Consider the following 18,991-nt stretch of genomic DNA (forward strand, 5'->3'; position numbering starts at 1 on the left):
GTTCGTGACCTACTCGTTATGTGATGAGGATCACACTACTGTCTGGGTATCGATTCGCGCGGGTAACCAGTTGACGCGTCAACGCGCGCGTCGGCCCGACCACAGCGCGAACACCAGGCCGAGCAGGAAGCCGACCGGCGCGAGCATCGCCAGCAGGTACAGCCACAGCCCCGGAGACGAGTCCGACACGATCGGCGTCACGAAGATGGCGACCACGGCCAGGATCCCGATACCGAACAGCGCGACGGCCAGTCGCAGCAGTCGATCGCTGGGCCGGCGGGGGTCGCGCTCCGGCGGAGTGGCGGCGGGCGGAGGTGTGTTGGTCACCGGTGCACCGTAAAACTGATGTGCTCGCGTTATAGCAACCGGGGTAGACTCTGAGCACATCGCGTCCTGCCTTGTTGTGGGGCGCGTTCTTTTCGCGACAAGCAGATGTAACCCGAGCCACAAGGGTCCGGGTATCGAATGATGAACGGGTGAGCGCAGTGCCGACCGGCCGGGTGAAGTGGTACGACGTCGAAAAGGGCTTCGGCTTCCTTTCCCAAGACGAGGGCGAGGACGTCTACGTCCGTTCCTCCGCGCTGCCCGATGGCGTCGAAGGTCTCAAGCCCGGCCAGCGCGTCGAATTCGGCATGGCCGCGGGTCGGCGTGGCCCGCAGGCACTGAGCCTGAAGCTGCTCGAGGCGCCGCCGACCGTGCGCGGCAACCAGTCTCAGCAGCCTGCCCGCAAGGACGCGGGCCCGCGCAAGTCGCCCGACGAGCTGCACGGCCTCGTCGAGGACATGATCACGCTGCTCGAGACCAAGGTGCAGCCGGATCTGCGGCGCGGCAAGTACCCGGATCGCAAGCTGTCCCAGCGGATCTCCGAGGTCGTGCGGGCCGTCGCCCGCGAACTCGACCACTGATCCGATCCTCGGTCCCGGGCACCACGGTGTCCGGGACCGAGTCGTGTCAGGCCTCGGGGGTGCTGATCGACCAGGCGGCGTGCGGGATGTAGGTCTCGCGGCCGGTCACGGTGTCGCGGGCCAGGATCGGGAGCTGGACCTCGATGCCGGCCAGGCGCAGGTCGGGTTCGGGCTTGGTATCGATGGTGAGCGCGCGGGCGCCCGAGGGGAAGTCGGCGAAGCTCAGCACCCGGTCGACCTGCTCGCCGGAAGGTCGCTGGTAGATCAGCTGGACCAGCCACGGCGACTCGGCGATCTTGTCCGGGAGCGACAGCTGCACCGGGCGGCCCGCCGTCGTCGTCAGCTCGGTGGTCTCGCCGTAACGGCAGTCCTGCATGGTGACCGTGCAGTACAGGAACGGGTCGACGGTGACGGTGGTGCCGCGCGCGAACGCGGTGATCTGCGGGTCGCGCTCGGGCGCCTTCGACACGCCGTAGGCCACCAGACCCGCGGTCACCGCGGCGACGGCGAAGAGTCCGACCGCGACCAGAACGACGATCGTGCGGACGTTGAGCTTGCTCACCGGATGGGGTCTCCTGTCCCTCGCGGAACCGCACCGGGGTCTGCCCGGTACGGATGGGTGTTGGGCACTTCCTGCTCGGCGTGCTGCGGACGATTGCCGCCCAGGCCGGGCAGCAGCGAATGTCCGGTGTAGCTGACGAACGTCTGGATCAGGCCGATCACCAGGATCACGCTGATCACCGCGAAACCCTTCCAGAATTCGATCGGCAACAGCACACCGGCCGCGCCGCCGATCACCCAGCTCAGTTGCAGCACCGTCTCCGATCGGCCGAAACCGGACGCGATCGACTCCGGCGGCAGGTCGTCCTGGATGGCCGCGTCCAGCGACACCTTCGCCAGCGCGCTCGCCGCCGAGGCGATCAGCGCCGCGAACGCCGCGCCGAACAGGTTGCCGGTGAACATCGCGAACAGTGCCACCGCGGCGCACGCGCCGGTGCAGCCGAGCACCACCAGCGACGGCCTGCCGAGGGTCAGCCGGGCGCCGGTCGCGTTGCCGCCGAAGTTGCCGATGCCTGCCGCGGCGCCGACCACCGCGAGCATGGCCGCCTGCTCGGTCGGGCTGCCGCCCGAGCCCTTGGCGACGAAGGCGATGTAGAAGGTCAGGAAGCCGGTGAGCACGCGGATGGAGCTGTTGCCCCACAGCCCGGTGACCACGGCCCGGCCCAGCGGCTGCCGGCGTTTCCGGGCGGGCACCGAGGACTCCGTGCCTGGCTCGAGCACCTCGGTGTGCGCGTCGGGGCCGTGATAGCTCAGCGTCGCGGGCACCTCGCCCTCGGTCACCTCCACCCACGACGGAATCCGCAAGCTCAGATACGCCCCGGCCACCGCGATGCCGGTCGCCAGGACCAGCGCGCCGGTCGAGCCGGCGATCATCGCGGCGAGCGCGGCCACCGCGCCGGCGCCGATGGTGCCGCCGACCAGGCCGAACACCGTCAGCCGGGAGTTGGTGCGCACCAGGTCGATATCCGGTGGGAGCACCCTCGGCGTGACCGCGCTCTTGAGGACCGCGAAGGATTTCGAGCCGACCATCATGCACAGCGCCAGCGGATACAGCCCCCACGTGTCGATCTCGAAGATCAGCAGCAGGGCGAAGACCGCGCGCAGCCCGAACGTCGTCGCCAGCGCCAGCCTGCGGCCGCGCTGCAAACGGTCCAGCAGCGGGCCGATCAGCGGCGCGATCACCGCGAACGGGGCGATGGTGATCAGCAGGTACAGCGCCACCTTGGTCTTGGACTCGGCGGTCGCGCTGGCGAAGAACAGGGTGTTGGCCAGTGAGACGGCGATCGCGGCGTCGAGCGCGAAGTTGGCCATCGTGGCGTAGGTGAGCGCGGTCAGACCCGATTGATCGGCGCCGTCGGCCTTGGCCGCGCGCTGGAAGGTGGCGAATCCGCGTTCGGTGAGTTCGCGGCTGCGCATGGCGGCGACCCGGGTGACGGTCAGCTTGCGCGGAACCCGCTGCTTGATCTCGTCGTCGACGGGCTCCTCGGCGCGGGGGAGCGGGCGGGTGCCCGGCGGGCCGAGATCCTTCTCCGGCGGCGTCGGCCTGGCGCGTTCGCGGGGCGTCGGCGCGCCGCGTAAGGGTGTGGTCGGGGCGGCATCGGGCTCGGACCGTCCGCGCCGGAACGGGTTCTTCGACCGGATCGTCGGCGGGTCGGGCGAGTCGGGTCGGGGGAAGACCTTCCGCGGCGCGGTCGGCCTGCGCGGCTGCTCGTCGTAACCCGGCCCGCCCGCGCGCGGCGGGTACTGCCCGAAGCCGGGATGCCTGCCCGCGGGGTTACCGTCCCGGCGACCACGGTCGGGACCGGAGGGATCGCGGGGAGTAGTCACAGTCCAATTCTGGCCCACGCGGCGTTTCCGCGTTCACTCGCGGCGCGGCAGTGTTGGCCACAGCGCGCTATTCGGGGACGAATCGCACCTCGAACAGGCGCGGCCAGTACTTGCCGGTGAGCAGGAACCGGTCGGTCCCGGGCAGGTGGGCGATGCCGTTGAGGACATCGGTACCCGCGCGCTCGGCGGCGGTGAGCAGTCCGCTCGCCTCGATCACCGCGAGCACCCGGCCGGTCTCCGGGTCGATCCGCAGGATCTCGTCGGAGGGGTAGTTGTTGGCGTACACCGTGCCGTCGGGGGCGCAGTCGAGTTCGTTCGGCTGGGGGGACGGGTAGCCGGTGAGCGTCACCGAGCCGGTCTTCGCGAAGGTCACCGGGTCGCGGAAGGTGAGCGTGGGCGTGCCGTCGCTCATCACCAGGCGCTGGGGTTGCGCGCACACGCCCCACCCCTCGCCCTCGTATTCGACTCGGCCGGTCTCGGCCAGGGTGACCGGGTCGCGGGCGATGGCGATGTGGTCCTGCCAGGTGATCTGCCAGACGATCCCGCCCGCCCTGGTCATGCCCTCGCCGAACAGGTTCCCCGGCAGGTCGACGCGCGCGGTCTCGACGCCGGTGGCCTGATCGGCGGCCCGCGCGCTCGACACGCCCCACATGCCGGTGCTTTCGTAGCGAACCCCGTCGACCACCTCCAGGCCCTGGGTGAAGGCCCGCGGATCGTGCGGTGACGAGCCGATCACCTCGACGCGCAGGCGGGGCGGCGCGGGCTCTTCCCGGCCCCCACAGGCCCCCACGCCGAGCAGGCTGACCAGCACTGCGACGGCCAACGAACTCCGATTGCACTTCATACGGCAAAATGTATGCCGTGAGCGCAGTATCTGTTTCGGAGTCCGGCGTGCGTCCTGTTCTGGCCGATGCGGCCGAAGTCGCACGTCGTGCGCTCGTCGAGTTGGAACCCGACGGGGTAGGAGTCCATCTGGGGGTGAGTGCCGAGGACGAGACGGCAGCCACCCACCGGTTCGAGGCGACCCTGCCCGGTTACCGGGGCTGGCAGTGGGCCGTGGTGGTCGCCGCGCCGCCGGAGGCCACATATGCCACGGTCAGCGAGTCGGCGCTGCTGCCGGGGCCCGACGCCCTGATCGCCCCCGACTTCGTCCCGTGGGAGCAGCGGGTCCGGCCCGGCGACCTCGGCCCCGGCGATCTGCTCGCCCCGCCCGCCGACGATCCCCGGCTCGTCCCCGGCTACATCGCGACCGGTGATCCCGTGGTCGACGAGGTCTGTCACGAGGTCGGCCTCGGCCGCACCCAGGTGCTCAGCCTCGAGGGCCGGATCGAGGCCGCCGAGCGCTGGTATACCGAGTTCGGCCCCGACACCGAGATGGCCAAGGCCGCCCCGTCCACCTGCGGCCTGTGCGGTTTCTTCCTGCCGCTGGCCGGCGCCCTGCGCGAATCCTTCGGCGTCTGTGGCAACGCGATGGGCGCGGACGGCCACGTCGTCCACATCGAATACGGCTGTGGCGCCCACTCCGACGTGGTCGCCCCCTCGGGCAACGGTTCGCCGCGGTACGAGGCGTTCGACGACCACGCCGTGGAACTCGTCGAGATCGTGCGCGCGAACGGCACCGCCGCTGCCGAGGCATCCGCCGCCGCAGTGACCGAGCAGCAGGAGACCGCCGAGGCCGAAGCCGCCGACGCGGCCGCCGCCACCCGCGCAGCACTCGCCGAAGGCGCGCGACCGGAATCGGCCGACGAGGTCGTCGCCGCCGAGCCGGCCCCCGTGGCCGAGCCCGCTTCGGCCGCCGGGACTGTGGCCGAGCCCGCCCAGGCTGCCGACGCGGCCGCCACCGCGCCTCGAGCACTCGCCGAAGGTGCGCGGCAGGAGTCGGCCCCCGATGCCGAGACGGCTTCGGTCGTCGAGCCTGCTACCGAGGCGCCCTCGAGCGCGGAGGACGTCGACACCGTCGCTGAGTTGCCGGTCGCTGATCCCGAGGTCACCGCCGAGTCCTCCGCTGCGGCTGTGGCAGACACCGCTGCCGTGGAACCCACGACCGGCGATCAGCGTGCGTCGGCCGCCGCCGACCAGGCCGCTGTCGCGGATCAGGCTGCCGCGGATCAGGGTGCTGCCGCCGAGTCGGCTGCTCGGGATGCGGCGGAAGACACCGCGTCGGTAGCGGCCGCTGAATCGGAGGTGGCCGAATCTGTTTCGCAGGCCGACACTGATGCGGCCGCCGACGGTGCGCGGGCCGACGCTGCCGAGGAGGCTGCCGTCGCCGGTGCCGCAGTGGCGAGTCCGTCCGCGACGGAAACCGCGTCGGACGCGGCGGGTGCCGAGGTCGTCGACGCGGCGCAGGGCGACTCCGCCGATGAGCACGGATCGTCGGTGGCGCGCTGAACGGATCGGCGGATCCCTTCGGCACCGCGGAGCTGCGTGCCGGAGTGCTCGCCGCCTGGCGGGATTCGCCCACCCGGTTGCGGGAGGACAGTGCGAGTGAGGCGGATCTGGTGGCCGCGGGCTACCGGGATCGGGTGCTCACCGAGCTGGCCCAGAACGCGGCCGACGCGGCGGCGAAGGCGGGTGTTCCCGGCGAGTTGAGTGTCCGGGTGCTCGACGGGCGCCTGCACGTCGCGAATACCGGCGTGCCGCTCAGTGTTTCCGGTGTGCACGCGCTGACGGCGTTGCGCGCCTCGGGCAAGGCCGAGGCCGAGCAGGTCGGGCGGTTCGGCGTCGGCTTCACGGCGGTGCGCTCCGTGGGCGACGAGATCGAGGTGCGGTCGACCACCGGCTCGATCCGGTTCTCCCGGACCGCGACCCGGAACGCGCTGCACGACATCGGGATCGAGATCCCCGAGGAGCTGCCGACGATCGAGCCGCCGGTGCTGCGCCTGGCCTGGCCCGTGCCGACCACCCCGGTCGCCGGCGCCGATACCGAGGTCGTCGTACACCTGCGCGACGACATCGACGCGGACGCCCTCCTCGCCGCCCTGCGCGCGGAGGCGACCGACCTGCTGCTGGAACTGCCCGCCCTGCACCGCATCCGGATCGGCGCCGACGAATTCACCAGCACCGTCACCGATCTCGGTGCCGACGGCCGCACCGAACTCGCCATCACCCAGCCGGAGGGCGCCACCCGGCGCTGGTGGCAGTACCGCACCCCCAGGGCCCGCTGGCTGCTCCCGCTGCGCGACGGCCGCCCCGTGGCCGCCGCGCCCGATGTCCTGCGCGCCCCCACCCGCTCCGACGAGGAGCTGTCCCTGCCCGCGATCCTGGTGGCCGACATCGCGATGCAGCCCGATCGCCGTCGCCTCCTGCCCGGCGCCCGCCTGTCCGAACTGGCCTCCGGCTACGCCGATTTCGCCCGCGCCCTCCCGCCCCGCGACCGCCTCGTCCTGGTCCCGGCCCCCGGTTTCGCCCGCAGTGAGGCCGACGGCCTCCTGCGCGAAGCCGTCACCGCCGAACTCCGCACCAACCCGTGGCTCCCCGTCTGCGCCGCCCACATCGACGACCCGGTCGAACTCGCCACCGAGCCCGACCTGCCAGAAGCCGTCACCGCTGACCACGGCCGCTCCGTATCGGTCACGGCCGTCGGCCCCTTGTTCGGCGGGTCGCCCGAGTCTGATTCGGAGACAGCGGGTTTCGCGCCCACCGGATCGGCCGAGTCCGATCCGAGCGCCGCGAGCTCTGCGGCCGACACTCCGGACTGGCCCGGGCGGGACGAGGTCGCGCTGGATGCGACCGGGTCCGCGTCCGCCGACGCCCTCGCGTTCGGATCGGCGACGGCGACCGTGGGCTTCCGCCCCGACGCGACCGCGGACCGGGTGTGTATCCCGACCCGCGCGAGCGTATTCCCTGATCTCACGCCCGAATTGGCGGTTTTACTCGCCGATGTCACCGGCCCCCTGCTGATCCCGGAACTGTCCGGCCGCGCTCAGCAGGAGAAGCTGTCGGTCCTCGATGTGCACCGCCTCGGCCCCGCCTCCCTGGCCGACCTGTCGAGCGGCCTCGATCGCGAACCGCACTGGTGGCAGCGGTTCTACGCCGCCCTCGAACCGTTCGTGGTCGATACCAGGACCGCCGAGGAATTCGGCGCGCTCGCGGTGCCGCTGGCCGACGGCAGGCTGGTCACCGGCCCGCGCACCGTCGTCCTCGACGATCAGCTCACCGTGGCCGTTCCGGTGCACTGGGCCCGCCTGGTGCACCCCGACGCCACCCACGCGCTGCTGGCCCGCCTCGGCGCCCGCAGCGCCACCGCGGAGGACCTGCTCACCGACCCGGGCCTGCGCGACCTGCTCGAGCAGGACCCGGCCGACCCCGACACCGTCGACGCGGTCCTGCGACTGGCCCCCTTCGCGACCCCGGAACTGCTCCCGTCGTGGCTCGGCCTGCTCGAATTGCCCGGCGACACCGGCGAACCGCGTCCCGCCGACGAACTGCTGCTGCCCGGCGCACCGCTGGCCGCCGTCCTGGTCGACGACTCGCCGTTCGGCACCGTCGCCGACGACACGGTCGCCGAGTACGGCGCCGAGGCCCTGCGCGCGATCGGCGTCGGCTGGGACTTCGCGGTGGTCAGCGACCCCGACCCGGTCGGCCCCGATCACGACCTCGACGACGAACACGCCTGGTGGGACGGTCTTTCCGAGGATCCGCGCGAGCTGGCCGCCGTCCGCGATCTGGATCTGGTCGACGAGAACCGCTGGCCCGCCGCCCTGCGGCAGCTGCTGGCGGAGCCGCGCACCCGCGCCCTGCTCGCCGACCGCGACGGTTACACCGCCTGGTGGCTGCATCGGCACGCGCACGTCGGTGATATCGCGCTCGGCCGCCTGCGGCACCCCGACGACGACGAATTCGCGGGCCTGCTCCCGGCTTTCGAGGTCGACGGCATCGCGGGCACCGACCTGGACGTGCTGCGCCCGCTGCTGGTCCGCCCGGACGTGATGTCGGCCGAACTGGCCGAGGAACTTCTCGATGCCCTCGCCGACCCGTCGAAAACCCCGGCACCCGAGGTCATCGCGCACACCCACGCCCGGCTGGCCGCCGCCGTGGAGACCGGTGCGCTCGATCCGCGCGAACTGGATCTGCCCGATCAGGTGCGCGCGCTGTCCGGCGCGGTCGTCGACGCGAGCACCGTCCTGGTCCTGGACCAGCCCTGCTTCGGTCTGGTCGTCCCGCCGGAGCGGTTGGTGGCCGGTGATATCGACAGCGCCGAGGGACTGGCGACCCTGCTGGACCTGCCGCTGGTCTCGGAGGAGGTCAGCGCCGAGGTGCTCGGCACCGGCAGACGGACCACCTGGGCCGCGGACGCGCTGGGGGTGGTGCTGCGTCAGCTGTGGTCACCGCGGGATACCTCGGGCGCGCTGGTCCTGCACGAGACGCTCGAGGTGCATCTGCGCGGTGCGCTGACGGGCACGGTACGGGTGCCGTGGTGGCACACCGAGGACGCGGTGCACGTGCAGGTGCCGCGGGGCTAGCGCGCGTGCGCGGCCACCATCGCGGCGAGCAGGTCGAGCTGAGTCTGCACGGCCTCGCTGTCGTCGTCGACGAGCCAGCGCAGCACGACACCGTCGATGACGCTGAGGATGAATCGGCTCAGCTCGGTGACGGGAGTGGTCCAGGTGGTCTCGGTCGCTTCCCGGAAGTGGTCCATGACGTCGGCGACGGTGGTGTCGTTGAACGCGTACTGCTCACGCGCGATCGCGATCTTGGCCGGCGTCGACTCGCCCTCGCGCAGGGCGTAGGTGGTGGTCTCGTAGGTGAGCAGCTGGCGCTCCGGAGTGGCTTCGATGTTGCGCCACATCAGTTCCAAACCGGAACGCACCAATTTCTGAAGCGCTTCTTTTCCGGTTCCGGCATCGGCCCACAGCGAATCATCGGCATCGACGGAATCGCGCAATTCCATGGACAACGCTTTGACCAGCTCGGTCATCAGTGCGTCCTTGTTTTCGAAACAGTAATGCACCACACCGAGTGAGACGCCCGCGGCTTGTGCGACATCGCGCGTGGTCACGCCCGCGACGCCTTTTTTCTCGGCGAGACCGATCGCAGCCTCGATCAGGTGGGCTCGTCGTTCTTCGACGCTCAATCGGGAGGACACGTGTGCGAGTTAAGCGCCCGCGTGGCAAACAGTCAATTCGCCGGTCCGCGAGAAAATCCTGGACATCTGACCAGTTGATGTGGTTGTCTCCGAATCGGAAGTTGCGAAGGAGTCGCCTGATGTCCGTGTCCCGCCGTACCGTCCTGGCCGCCTCGGCCCTGGGTGTGGCCGCCGTGCCCGTCGTCTCGGCGCTCACCGGTGCCGCGACGCCCGCCGCCCGCGCGAATCCGAAACCGGGCGGGTTCGAATTCGGGCTCGGTATCGCCGATCTCACCGGACCGGCCGCGGAATGCGGCATGATGGGCTACTCGCAACTCGATCAGGCGACGGCCGGAATTCATCTGCGCCCCCGCGCCCGCGCGTTCGTGATAGGCGCGGACGGAAATCGCGTCGCCTACGTCGCGGTGGAGAACGGGGCGGTGTTCGGCTCGGTGCATCGCGGTGTGCTGCTCGCGCTCGCGCAGCGATTCGGCGATCGCTATACCGAGCGAAATGTCGTGCTCACCTCGACCCACACCCATGCCAGTTGTGGCGGTTCCGCGCACGACTACGCCTATACGCTGGCGACCCTGGGATTTCAGCAGCAGGTCTACGAGGCCGAGGTGAACGGCATCGTCGAGGCGATCGTCGCCGCCGACGCCGATTTCGGGCCCGGCGCCATCGCGCTGGGTCGGTCCACTCTGCGCGACGCCAGCGTGAACCGGTCCCGCGTCGCCTTCGAGCGCAATCCCGAGGCCGACCGCGCGGTGTTCCCCGACGCCATCGACCCGGCCGTGACCACGCTGGTCTTCACCAGGGCGGGCCGTGAGGTCGGCGCGCTGACCTGGTTCGCGACCCACAACACCTCGATGACCAACGCCAACCGGCTGATCAGCTCGGACAACAAGGGCTACGCCAGCTTCGCCGCCGAGCACATCGAGCACGGCGTGCGCCATCTCGACGGCCCACCGGCCTACATCGCGGCGTTCGCGCAGACCAACGCCGGTGACATGTCACCCAACCTGAATCTGCGGCCCGGCGACGGGCCGACCACCGACGAGTTCGACAACACCAGAATCCTCGGCGAGCGCCAGTACGACGCGTACAAAGCGGCTGCCGCGCAGGCGGTGCCGATGTCGGGGCCGGTCGGATCGATGCTGTGCTACATCGACCTGGCCGACATCGCCGTGGACGGCCGGTTCACCCCGGACGGCGCGCCGCGGCGCACTTCGCCTGCCGCCGCCGGTGTTTCGCTGATCGCGGGCAGCGTCGAGGACGGGCCCGGCCTGCCGGGCGGGCCGATTCCCGAGGGTGTGCGCAATCCGATGGTGGATTTCCTCGGCGGGATCGACCATCCGCACCCGGCCTGGCTGGCGGACGCCCAGGCGCCCAAGGCGATCGCGGTGCCACTGGGGCTGCTGCCGCCGGTGCCGTGGGTGCCGAACGTGGTGCCGATCCAGCTGATCCGGATCGGCGGGCTCTATCTGGCCGCCGCAGGCGCGGAATTCACCATCGTCGCCGGGTTGCGGGTGCGGCGCGCGGTGGCGGCGGTGCTCGGCGTCGAGCCCGAACACGTGCTGCTGCAGGGCTACGCGAACTCCTACCACGAGTACGTGACCACGCCGGAGGAGTACGACGCGCAGCAGTACGAGGGCGCCTCGACGCTGTTCGGCCGCTACACGCTGTGCGCGTATCAGCAGGAGTTCGCCCGGCTGGCCGCCGCGTTCGTCGCGGGCGGGGCGATCGGGCGTGGTCCGGCGCCGCGCGATGTGTCGGCGCTCCAGCCGAATTTCGCCGCCGTGCCCGGCCCGGACACGACGCCGCAGGGGCGAGGCTTCGGCGATGTCCTCGTGCAGCCGCCGGCGACGTGCGCGCGCGGCGAGCGGGTGGCGGTCGAATTCGTCTCGGCGCACCCGAAGCACAATCCGCGTCGCGGGGACACCTTCCTCGAGGTGCAGCGTCGCACCGGCGCGGGCGACTGGGAGCGGGTGGCCAACGAGGGCGAGTGGGACGTGCGGTTCCACTGGCGCAAGGAGGGCGAGGCGGTCTCGATCGCCAGGTTCACCTGGGACGTGCCCGCGACGGCCGCCGGCGTGCACCGGTTCGTGCATTTCGCCGACGCGCTGGGCGCCGACGGTGCGCTGCGTCCGGTCACCGGGACCAGCGCCGAATTCGAGGTGACCGGCTAGTCGGTCGACAGACCCACCTGCGCGCCCTTGTCGCCACGGCGGGCCGAGCGGAGCTGGGCCAGGTAGATCGAGACGCCGAGCACGCCGACCGCCAAGCCCATCAGGCACACCGACCGGGCCTCCGACCAGGCCGGATTCAGCCACACCAGCGCGGTCGCGACGATCCAGGCGACGAATCCGACCACCACCACCGGACGCGGATCGACCAGGCTTCGAGGCAGTTCGGGGACCGCGGAGCTGACGTGACCGTTATCCATACCCAAACAGTAGCCGCGTGAAACACATCAGGTGGCGCGGACGTACCGTAGAGTTCTGCACTGTGACAACGCCATCGGACGTCCGTGCCCTGGCCGGTGACCTCTCACTGGCCGTCGTACGGCTCACGCGACATCTGCGCGGCCGCCGTGCCGACGCGCAGATCTCGCTCACCCAGCTGTCGGCTCTGGCGACGCTGGCGCGTGATGGTGCCATGACACCCGGGGCGCTCGCGGGCAAGGAGCGGGTGCAGCCGCCGTCGATGACGCGCGTCATCGCCTCGCTGTCGGACCTGGATCTGGTGCAGCGTCGTCCGCATCCGACCGACGGCAGGCAGATCATCGTCTCGCTGTCCCCGGCCGGGCGCGCGCTGGTGGCCGACGAGACCAGTGCCCGTGAGGCCTGGATGACCGATCAGCTCTCGCGCCTGCAACCGGAGCAGATCGAGATCCTGGACCGGGCGGTCGAGATCATGAACCAGATCGTCGCCGAATCGGAGTGATCAGCGCGTCTGGTCGGAGTCGACGACCTCGTGCCCGAGCGGGAACAGCGACAGCGGCACCAGCTTGAGATTCGCCCAGGCGAAGGGCAGGCCGATGATGGTCACCGCCAGCGCGATGCTGGTCGCGATGTGACCGATCGCCAGCCACCAGCCCGCGAAGACGAACCAGATGATGTTGCCGATCAGTGAGCCGGCGCCCGCGCTCGGTTTGTCGACCACGCTGCGGCCGAACGGCCACAGCACGTAGCCGGCGATCCGCAGCGACGCGATGCCGAACGGGATGGTGATGATCAGGATGAAGCAGATCAGCGCCGCGAGCAGGTAGCCGAGGGCCATCCAGAAACCGCACAGCACCACCCACAGGATGTTCAAGATCAACTGTACGAGCTTCATGTATCCATCATGCCAGGATTGTCCCGTGGCCGAAGTGATCGACATCGACGACCCCGCCGACCCTCGCGTCGACGACTTCCGTGACCTGTCCTCCGCCGACCGCAGGCCCGACCTGCCGGGGCGCAAGGGCCTGGTGATCGCGGAGGGCGTCGTGGTCGTGCAGCGGATGCTCGACTCCCGGTTCACCCCGAGCGCGCTGCTCGGCGTCGGGAAGCGCTACGAGGCGCTGGCCGAGGACCTGGCCGATCGGAACATCCCGTACTACCGGGCCGATGCCGAGGTGATGGCCGAGGTGGTCGGCTTCCATCTCAACCGGGGCGTGCTCGCGGTGGCACCGCGGCCCGCCGAGCTGTCGGTCGAGCAGGTGCTCGACGGCGCCCGCACGGTGGCGGTGCTCGAGGGCGTCAACGATCACGAGAACCTGGGGTCGATGTTCCGCAACGCGGCCGGGCTCGGCGCGGACGCGGTGCTCTTCGGTGACCGCTGCGCCGATCCGCTCTACCGGCGCGCGGTCCGCGTCTCGATGGGCCACGTGCTGCGGGTGCCGTTCGCGCAGCTGCCGCAGTGGCCGGGCGGGTTGGAGCTGTTGCGTGAGCGCGGCTTCCAGATCATCGCGCTGACGCCGAATCCGGCGGCGGTGAACCTGGCGACGGCGATGACGGGGGAGCGGGTCGCGCTGCTGCTCGGCGCGGAGGGACCGGGCTTGACCGAAGAAGCCATGCGCGCCACCGATATTCGCGCGAGAATTCCGATGTCGCCCGGGACCGATTCGCTCAATGTGGCGACCGCGGCGGCGATGGCCTTCTACGAGCGGGTGCGAACATCGTGAAGCAGGAACCGGACGGTCCGTACCGCGCGCAACCGGATTCGGTGCCGTGGGCCGCGGGCGTCACGGTGGTGGTGCTGGTCGCGGCGCTCGGCGCCGTGGCGGTGTACGCGTTCGGCGCCGCGCTGGCGACGGTCCACTGGCTGCTCGCCGTGGCGGTGAACGTGGTGGCCGCGGTCGGGGTGGCGCCGACGGCGTGGCGCTGGCGGTTCACCCCGGTCGTGCGGTGGGTGCTGGCCGGGGCGGCGATCGGGGTGGTGCTCGGCTGGCTGACGCTGCTCGTCGACCAGCTCAGCTGAGCGGTCTCACAGCACCCGGTCGGTCCGGTGCAGCCAGCCGAACAGGCCCCGCTTGCGCCGGGTGGCCGCGCCGGGGCTGTCCGCCTGCACCAGCGATGGTGGCTGCGGTGCCTGCCCCTTCGGGTACAGCGTGAAGCCGCAGACCGCCAGGTCGCCGGGGACCAGGCCGCCGGGCGCGGCCTGCGTGCGATAGCGGAACCCGAGCCATTCGTCGTTGGCGGCATCGGCGAAGGCAGGCGGGTCGAACGGCAGTGACTGCGGTTCGGGACGGTCGCCGGGCTGCCACGGCACCGGATGGTCACCGGCCCAGAACGGCCGCTCCCACACCATCGGCAAGCCCTCGTTCTCCAGGATGTCGACCCGGGTGGAACTGAACGAGCGCCGGAACTCGCCGCGCTCCCAGTGCGCGAACGCGCCCCAGCGCAGCGTGGCGTCGAACGAGACCAGATAGGTGTGCTCCGAGGCCAGCGGCCGCACCAGCAGATCCGGCAGCTTCGTCGGCCGCACCAGCGCCGCCTCGGCCGTGCACACGACTGTCAGCCCCGGATAGCACCCGATGTACACCTCGTTCCGATCCGGCGCGGCGCATCCGTTGAGCGTCCCGATCATGATCGGCCGAACATCGTGCTCGGCGTACAACTGCCCGGCCAAGGCGGCAGCGGCCGCCGGATCGGGCTCGGGCCGCCCACGCAGCACGGCCGCCGGATCCGGGGTGTCGACATACCAGAGCGTGGAAGCGGACAGCACCGACAACCACCTCCCACCTAGACCGAATCACCAGCTCCAGCAAGAACATGGGTAACTCACCGGGAACGGGCTACCGCGACCCCACCGACGACCGCCGATGGCCAACCCACCCCGACGCCGCACCTAGGTCCGGCCGACATCCCGGCGAGGCGGGACGACTCAGTGCCCGGAGCTGCGCACGCCCAGGAGTACGTCTTCCCAGGACGGCATCGGCGCCTTGCCGCGCTTGGCCCGTGCGGGCTTGGCGGCGGGCTTCTCCGGTGCCGGCTCCGGCGCGGGCTGCTCCTTCTCCTGCTGCGCGACCGGCTGACTCGGCGGCGTCGCCGGGACCGGCGCAGCGGGTGCCGGCGCGGCCGGAATCGCCGCGGCGCCACCACCGGCGGCGACCGCGCGCTGCTCGTAGTACTCGTCCAGCGTCGGCTGGGCGGGCCGGGCCGTCGGCCGCGCGGTCGGGGCGACCTGCTCGCGCGGGCGCGGCTCGACCGGGGTCGGCGGTTCCACGACCGGCGGCGCCTTCTCCACCGGGGTGGGCAGGATGGTGGCCAGCCCACGCAGTGCGCGCCCGAAATCGGGATCGATCAGGTCGTTGGCGGGGTCGTCGAGCGGGGAGACCGAGCCGCCGTGCGCGTCCGGCTGGTAGCGCCAGTGCGCGGCGATCTCGGAGTGACCGTGGCGCCACTGCAATTGGGCGACCCAGAATCCCTTTTCGTCTTTCCAGGCGTCCCATTCGGCCTGTTCGATGGTGTGGCCGCGTTCGGCGAAGGCCGCGGTGACGATCTCGTGCAGCGTTTCCAGCGCGGGACCGTCCGGGCGCACCGGATGCGCTTTCTGCGCCAGTTCCGCGGCGCGGGCACGCTCCAGCAACACCGGGTAGGCGAAACGTTCGACTTTGGTGGCCGGCATCCCGGACTCCGCCGTGACCTGCTCGACGGACGCTCCGGCTCGAATACGGGCCTGGATATCGCGAGGACGCATAGACGCTTCCGTTTCGATCTCGATCTGGCCGAATCGTGCGAGGTCGCCGCGCGCCGCCGCGCGGAGCTTGTCGTCGGCGGGCAACCGGAACTTGGTGCCGGACTCGGTGTCGCTGCACACGATGTGCGTGGAGTCGGGCGTCACCCCGATCACTCGAAGTTCACGCACCGTTACCTCCCTATCGCGTCGGCTACGACACCGCCCACTTTCCTAGACAGTAGTGCACATTACTTGCCCACGGCAGCAGACACGCACGACCGAAATCGCGCACCGAGACCCCAGGTCCCGCTAATCTGATCGGCTCACCACACGAATCCTGGTCGTGTGCAGGCAGTTTGGTGATAGATCAACATCAAATACCGGCCCGCGGCGGTGTGACCGAATGCAAATGTTGCGAACCTGCCCAGGCCCAATGCAAAGGGCCGGTGCGCGATGAACCGGAAAATGGTTCACCGGGCACCGGCCCTGATTGCGGTCTTATCTCAGAGCTGACCGACGACCCAGTCGATCGAGCGGGTCAGCTGCGAAACGTCTTCCGGATCGATCGCCGGGAACATGCCGACGCGGAGCTGGTTACGGCCCAGCTTTCGGTACGGCTCGGTGTCGACGATGCCGTTGGCCCGCAGGATCTTCGCGACCTGGGCGGCGTCGACCGCGTCGTCGAAGTCGATGGTGCCCACGACCTGCGAGCGGTGCGCCGGATCGGTGACGTACGGGGTGGCGAAGGAGCTCGACTCGGCCCACGAGTACAGGCGCGAGGACGAGTCGAGGGTGCGCTTGACGGTCCAGTCCAGGCCGCCGTTGGCGTTCATCCACTCGATCTGGTCGGCGAACAGCAGCAGAGTGGCCAGCGCCGGGGTGTTGTAGGTCTGGTCCTTGGTGGAGTTGTCGATGGCGATCGGCAGCGACAGGAACTCCGGGGTCCAGCGGCCCGAGGCCTTGATCTCCTCGACGCGGGCCAGCGCGGCGGGGCTCATGATCGCGATCCACAGGCCACCGTCGGCGGCGAAGCACTTCTGCGGGGCGAAGTAGTACACGTCGGAGTCGGCGATGTTCACCGGCAGGCCGCCCGCGCCGGAGGTGGCGTCGATGGCGATCAGGGCGTTCTCCGAGCCGGCCGGACGCGAGACCGGGATGGACACACCGGTCGAGGTCTCGTTGTGGGCCCAGCCGATGAGGTCGACCGAGGGGTCCGAGACGGGCTCGGGCGCGCTGCCCGGCTCCGACGAGACGACGATCGGGTCACCGATGAACGGGTTGCCCTTGGCGACCGAGGCGAACTTCGAGGAGAACTCGCCGTTGGTCAGGTGCAGCGAGCGCTCGCGGATCAGGCCGAAGGCGGCGGCGTCCCAGAACGCGGTGGTGCCACCGTTGCCGAGCACCACTTCGTAGCCCTCGGGCAGGGAGAACAGCTCACGCAGGCCGTTGCGCACCCGCGCCACGACGTCCTTGACCGGCTTCTGGCGATGCGAGGTGCCGAACACCGAGGCGCCGACAGTCACCAGGGACTGCAGCTGCTCCGGGCGGACCTTGGACGGGCCGCAGCCGAACCGTCCGTCGGCGGGCTTGAGGTCGGCGGGAATGGTCGGGAACGCACTGGTCATGGGGGCGAGTTTAGTGGTCCGCCGATGGTCCGACGCGCACGGGGGCGGGGCTGTGAGGCGGCCCACTCGGGGGCGCGGGCACGGCGTGGCGGGCACCCGGCGTGCTGGGCGGGTGCCCAGCTCGACCCGGTGGACCGTCGGGCCCGGCAGGTGCCCGGAACGCCCCGACCGCGGGCCCCGCGCGGCCGTCACGTCGACCCGGATCGGCGCGTGCGGGGAATTTGCCCTTGTGCGTAGGGCATTCGCATTACGCTTCTGCTATGAGCCTCGCCGTGGCCGACTCGGGTCGGACCCTGCTCGACCGGTTTGTGTGGGCGTTCGGGAGACGGCCGGGATTGCTGGCCGAGAGCTCCCGGCGAGAACTGCTGATGAGGGGGTTACCCGCCACGGCCACCGTGCTGTCGGTGCGATCCCGGCGTGGGGAGGGCGGATACCGGTTCTCGGTGCGGGTACAGGTGCCCGACGAGCTGGTCTACGACGCGCGGGTGCGGCAGCGGGTGCGTAGCCAGGATCTGGAATGGATGCAGCCCGGCGACGTCGTCGGCTGCCGCGTCGACCCGGGCGATCGGGAACGCGTGGTGTTGTTCGTCCCCGAGGTGCCGCGGTCGGGACGCAGCGCGGCCGCCAAGATCCTGGCCAACGGGCGCCGCGCGGAGGCGACGGTCCTGGCGGTCGCGCCGATCGCGGCCGACTACACCGGCCGCGACGATCCGGTGCTGCGCCTGGACCTGGAGTTGCGGGCCTGGGACGAGCCGTCGCCGTGGCGGGTGCGGCTGATCCAGCCGGTGCCGCTGGCCGCGGTCGGGCAGATCGAACTCGGCACCCGCCTCGACGCCGCCTTCTTCACCGTCGATCGCGGCGCCTCCGTCGCCATCGACTTCACCAGCCTGACCTGAATGCCCGCGGCCTGGGCCAGCTGAGCGGCGGTCCACCCGGACCGCGTGTCGGCTACCGGTGGACGACGCCGTGACTACAGGTGAACGAAGGTGAACCCGGCCGCGCGCAAGGCCGGAATCGCGACGGCCATCCCGGCTGCCGTGCCCGACTTCGGCCGGTGCATGTGGGCGAGCACGATGCCACCGGGCGTGGCCGCACTCATCGCCCGCTGTACTTGGGCTGCCGAGGCGGTGGCGCCGAAGTCGGCGTTGACGGTGAACCCGAGCGGGGTCTCGCCCAGCTCGGCGACGATGGCGACCGCGACGTCGTCGTAGTGGGCGGTGCCCGCGCGGAAGAATCGCGGCGCCCGTCCGGTCAGCTCGAGCAGGCGTTCGTGATTGGCCCACACCTCGTGCACCGCTTCGTCCGCCGACGCCGTGCCCGCGATGTTGTAGGCGGCCCGCCCGGTCACCGACAGCGGCTTGTGCGCGACGCCGTGACTGGCCAGCTCGAACAGCGGGTTCGCGGCGAGCCGCTGCACGCGACCGGGATCGGCGTCGATCCAGCGCTTGTTGAGGAACAGCGTCGCCGGAATCCGCTCGGCGATCAGCAGATCCAGCAGCGCCTGGTCGACCTCGCTGTTGCCCGGCCCGCCGCACGCGTCGAAGGTGAGCGCCAGCTGCTTGCCACTCGCCGGGAATCCGGTGGTGATGCCGGGCAGATCGACACCCCACGCGTGTGGCCGAGCGCCGGCGTGCCGGGCGGCGACCGCGGCGGGTGAGACGGCGGTCGGCGCGACGACGGTCGAGATCGGCCGCGCGGTCGGCGGCGCGGCCACGGATGGCCCGGCTGCCACCTCGGGCGCGGCCGAATCACCCTGCGCGGCGGCACAGCCGGTCAGCACACCCGCCGCCAACGCGGCCCCCGCGCCGAAAAGCTCACGCCGGGAAAACCCCTCGTTCCGCACC

Annotated in this window: 18 protein-coding genes and 1 pseudogene; 8 read left to right on the forward strand and 11 right to left on the reverse strand. The window is 70.9% G+C overall.

Features of this window, described 5'->3' with window-relative positions; genetic code table 11:
* Positions 1–78: 78 nt before the first annotated feature.
* Positions 79–327 carry a hypothetical protein gene (locus tag Q7X29_RS05835; RefSeq protein ID WP_218716889.1) on the reverse strand — a complete coding sequence of 83 codons (249 nt, stop codon included), beginning with the start codon at positions 325–327 and terminating at the stop codon, positions 79–81.
* A 158-nt stretch (positions 328–485) separates the two neighbouring features.
* On the opposite strand from Q7X29_RS05835, the gene Q7X29_RS05840 reads away from it, so the two are divergent.
* On the forward strand, positions 486–905 hold the full coding sequence (locus tag Q7X29_RS05840) for a cold-shock protein (protein ID WP_218716916.1): 420 nt from the start codon (positions 486–488) through the stop codon (positions 903–905).
* Positions 906–951: 46 nt separating this feature from the next.
* On the opposite strand, the gene Q7X29_RS05845 is transcribed toward Q7X29_RS05840, so the two are convergent.
* The 3 genes from Q7X29_RS05845 to Q7X29_RS05855 all read right to left on the reverse strand — a co-directional run bounded on the left by Q7X29_RS05845 (position 952) and on the right by Q7X29_RS05855 (position 4,137).
* Positions 952–1,467, reverse strand: a complete 516-nt coding sequence (locus Q7X29_RS05845; RefSeq protein ID WP_218716890.1) for a DUF2771 domain-containing protein — start codon at positions 1,465–1,467, stop codon at positions 952–954.
* Positions 1,464–3,293, reverse strand: a complete 1,830-nt coding sequence (locus tag Q7X29_RS05850) for an MFS transporter (protein ID WP_308248384.1) — start codon at positions 3,291–3,293, stop codon at positions 1,464–1,466. The genes Q7X29_RS05845 and Q7X29_RS05850 overlap by 4 nt, the downstream gene beginning before the upstream one ends.
* A 67-nt stretch (positions 3,294–3,360) precedes the next feature.
* Positions 3,361–4,137, reverse strand: a complete 777-nt coding sequence (locus tag Q7X29_RS05855; RefSeq protein WP_218716891.1) for a glutaminyl-peptide cyclotransferase — start codon at positions 4,135–4,137, stop codon at positions 3,361–3,363.
* 8 nt (positions 4,138–4,145) lie between these two features.
* Between Q7X29_RS05855 and Q7X29_RS05860 the strand changes: the two are divergent.
* Both Q7X29_RS05860 and Q7X29_RS05865 read left to right on the forward strand, forming a co-directional pair.
* Positions 4,146–4,905: pseudogene (locus Q7X29_RS05860) on the forward strand (DUF3027 domain-containing protein); the annotation flags it as partial.
* 820 nt (positions 4,906–5,725) lie between these two features.
* Positions 5,726–8,755 carry a sacsin N-terminal ATP-binding-like domain-containing protein gene (locus tag Q7X29_RS05865; RefSeq protein WP_316573471.1) on the forward strand — a complete coding sequence of 1,010 codons (3,030 nt, stop codon included), beginning with the start codon at positions 5,726–5,728 and terminating at the stop codon, positions 8,753–8,755.
* Here Q7X29_RS05865 and Q7X29_RS05870 read toward each other — a convergent pair.
* On the reverse strand, positions 8,752–9,378 hold the full coding sequence (locus Q7X29_RS05870; protein ID WP_218716894.1) for a TetR/AcrR family transcriptional regulator: 627 nt from the start codon (positions 9,376–9,378) through the stop codon (positions 8,752–8,754). The two genes, Q7X29_RS05865 and Q7X29_RS05870, sit on opposite strands and share 4 nt — an antisense overlap.
* Positions 9,379–9,497: 119 nt before the next feature.
* Here Q7X29_RS05870 and Q7X29_RS05875 point away from each other — a divergent pair, with 119 nt between their 5' ends.
* Entirely contained in the window at positions 9,498–11,546 is a 2,049-nt protein-coding gene (locus tag Q7X29_RS05875) for a neutral/alkaline ceramidase (RefSeq protein WP_316573472.1), read from the forward strand.
* On the opposite strand, the gene Q7X29_RS05880 is transcribed toward Q7X29_RS05875, so the two are convergent.
* Complete coding sequence (locus Q7X29_RS05880) at positions 11,543–11,803, reverse strand: DUF2530 domain-containing protein (protein ID WP_218716896.1); 261 nt, start codon at positions 11,801–11,803, stop codon at positions 11,543–11,545. The genes Q7X29_RS05875 and Q7X29_RS05880 overlap by 4 nt on opposite strands.
* Positions 11,804–11,865: 62 nt before the next feature.
* Between Q7X29_RS05880 and Q7X29_RS05885 the strand changes: the two genes are divergently transcribed.
* On the forward strand, positions 11,866–12,303 hold the full coding sequence (locus Q7X29_RS05885) for a MarR family winged helix-turn-helix transcriptional regulator (protein WP_218716897.1): 438 nt from the start codon (positions 11,866–11,868) through the stop codon (positions 12,301–12,303).
* Here Q7X29_RS05885 and Q7X29_RS05890 read toward each other — a convergent pair whose 3' ends face one another.
* On the reverse strand, positions 12,304–12,696 hold the full coding sequence (locus tag Q7X29_RS05890) for a YccF domain-containing protein (RefSeq protein ID WP_218716898.1): 393 nt from the start codon (positions 12,694–12,696) through the stop codon (positions 12,304–12,306).
* Here Q7X29_RS05890 and Q7X29_RS05895 point away from each other — a divergent pair.
* Both Q7X29_RS05895 and Q7X29_RS05900 read left to right on the forward strand, forming a co-directional pair.
* Entirely contained in the window at positions 12,695–13,525 is an 831-nt protein-coding gene (locus tag Q7X29_RS05895) for a TrmH family RNA methyltransferase (protein ID WP_255587179.1), read from the forward strand. The genes Q7X29_RS05890 and Q7X29_RS05895 overlap by 2 nt on opposite strands.
* Positions 13,522–13,821, forward strand: a complete 300-nt coding sequence (locus tag Q7X29_RS05900; RefSeq protein ID WP_316573473.1) for a DUF2537 domain-containing protein — start codon at positions 13,522–13,524, stop codon at positions 13,819–13,821. Before Q7X29_RS05895 ends, Q7X29_RS05900 begins: the two co-directional genes overlap by 4 nt.
* A gap of 6 nt (positions 13,822–13,827) precedes the next feature.
* On the opposite strand, the gene Q7X29_RS05905 is transcribed toward Q7X29_RS05900, so the two are convergent.
* From Q7X29_RS05905 to serC, 3 genes are all read right to left on the reverse strand, one after another.
* Positions 13,828–14,568, reverse strand: coding sequence for a DUF6928 family protein (locus Q7X29_RS05905; protein ID WP_218716901.1), 741 nt, complete (start codon positions 14,566–14,568; stop codon positions 13,828–13,830).
* A 159-nt stretch (positions 14,569–14,727) separates the two neighbouring features.
* Positions 14,728–15,711, reverse strand: a complete 984-nt coding sequence (gene sepH, locus Q7X29_RS05910) for a septation protein SepH (protein ID WP_218716902.1) — start codon at positions 15,709–15,711, stop codon at positions 14,728–14,730.
* Positions 15,712–16,025: 314 nt separating this feature from the next.
* Entirely contained in the window at positions 16,026–17,147 is a 1,122-nt protein-coding gene (gene serC / locus Q7X29_RS05915) for a phosphoserine transaminase (RefSeq protein ID WP_218716903.1), read from the reverse strand.
* A 260-nt stretch (positions 17,148–17,407) separates the two neighbouring features.
* Between serC and Q7X29_RS05920 the strand changes: the two genes are divergently transcribed.
* The gene (locus tag Q7X29_RS05920; RefSeq protein WP_316573474.1) at positions 17,408–18,043 is read left to right on the forward strand and encodes a hypothetical protein; all 636 of its coding nucleotides are present in this window, start codon (positions 17,408–17,410) and stop codon (positions 18,041–18,043) included.
* 74 nt (positions 18,044–18,117) lie between these two features.
* Here the strand turns inward: Q7X29_RS05920 and Q7X29_RS05925 are convergent, their stop codons facing one another.
* Positions 18,118–18,990, reverse strand: a complete 873-nt coding sequence (locus Q7X29_RS05925) for a polysaccharide deacetylase family protein (RefSeq protein WP_316573475.1) — start codon at positions 18,988–18,990, stop codon at positions 18,118–18,120.
* Between the last annotated feature and the right edge of the window lies 1 nt (position 18,991).

It is taken from the genome of Nocardia canadensis, assembly GCF_032656385.1.
Taxonomy (GTDB): Bacteria; Actinomycetota; Actinomycetes; order Mycobacteriales; family Mycobacteriaceae; genus Nocardia; species Nocardia canadensis.

Bases quoted from the DNA above. Each gene is read 5' to 3' on its own strand.
- Q7X29_RS05855 (WP_218716891.1), bottom strand. From the start codon at position 4,137: ATGAAGTGCAATCGGAGTTCGTTGGCCGTCGCAGTGCTGGTCAGCCTG.
- Q7X29_RS05875 (WP_316573472.1), top strand. From the start codon at position 9,498: ATGTCCGTGTCCCGCCGTACCGTCCTGGCCGCCTCGGCCCTGGGTGTG.
- Q7X29_RS05880 (WP_218716896.1), bottom strand. From the start codon at position 11,803: ATGGATAACGGTCACGTCAGCTCCGCGGTCCCCGAACTGCCTCGAAGC.
- Q7X29_RS05895 (WP_255587179.1), top strand. From the start codon at position 12,695: ATGTATCCATCATGCCAGGATTGTCCCGTGGCCGAAGTGATCGACATC.
- Q7X29_RS05890 (WP_218716898.1), bottom strand. From the start codon at position 12,696: ATGAAGCTCGTACAGTTGATCTTGAACATCCTGTGGGTGGTGCTGTGC.
- serC (WP_218716903.1), bottom strand. From the start codon at position 17,147: ATGACCAGTGCGTTCCCGACCATTCCCGCCGACCTCAAGCCCGCCGAC.
- Q7X29_RS05920 (WP_316573474.1), top strand. From the start codon at position 17,408: ATGAGCCTCGCCGTGGCCGACTCGGGTCGGACCCTGCTCGACCGGTTT.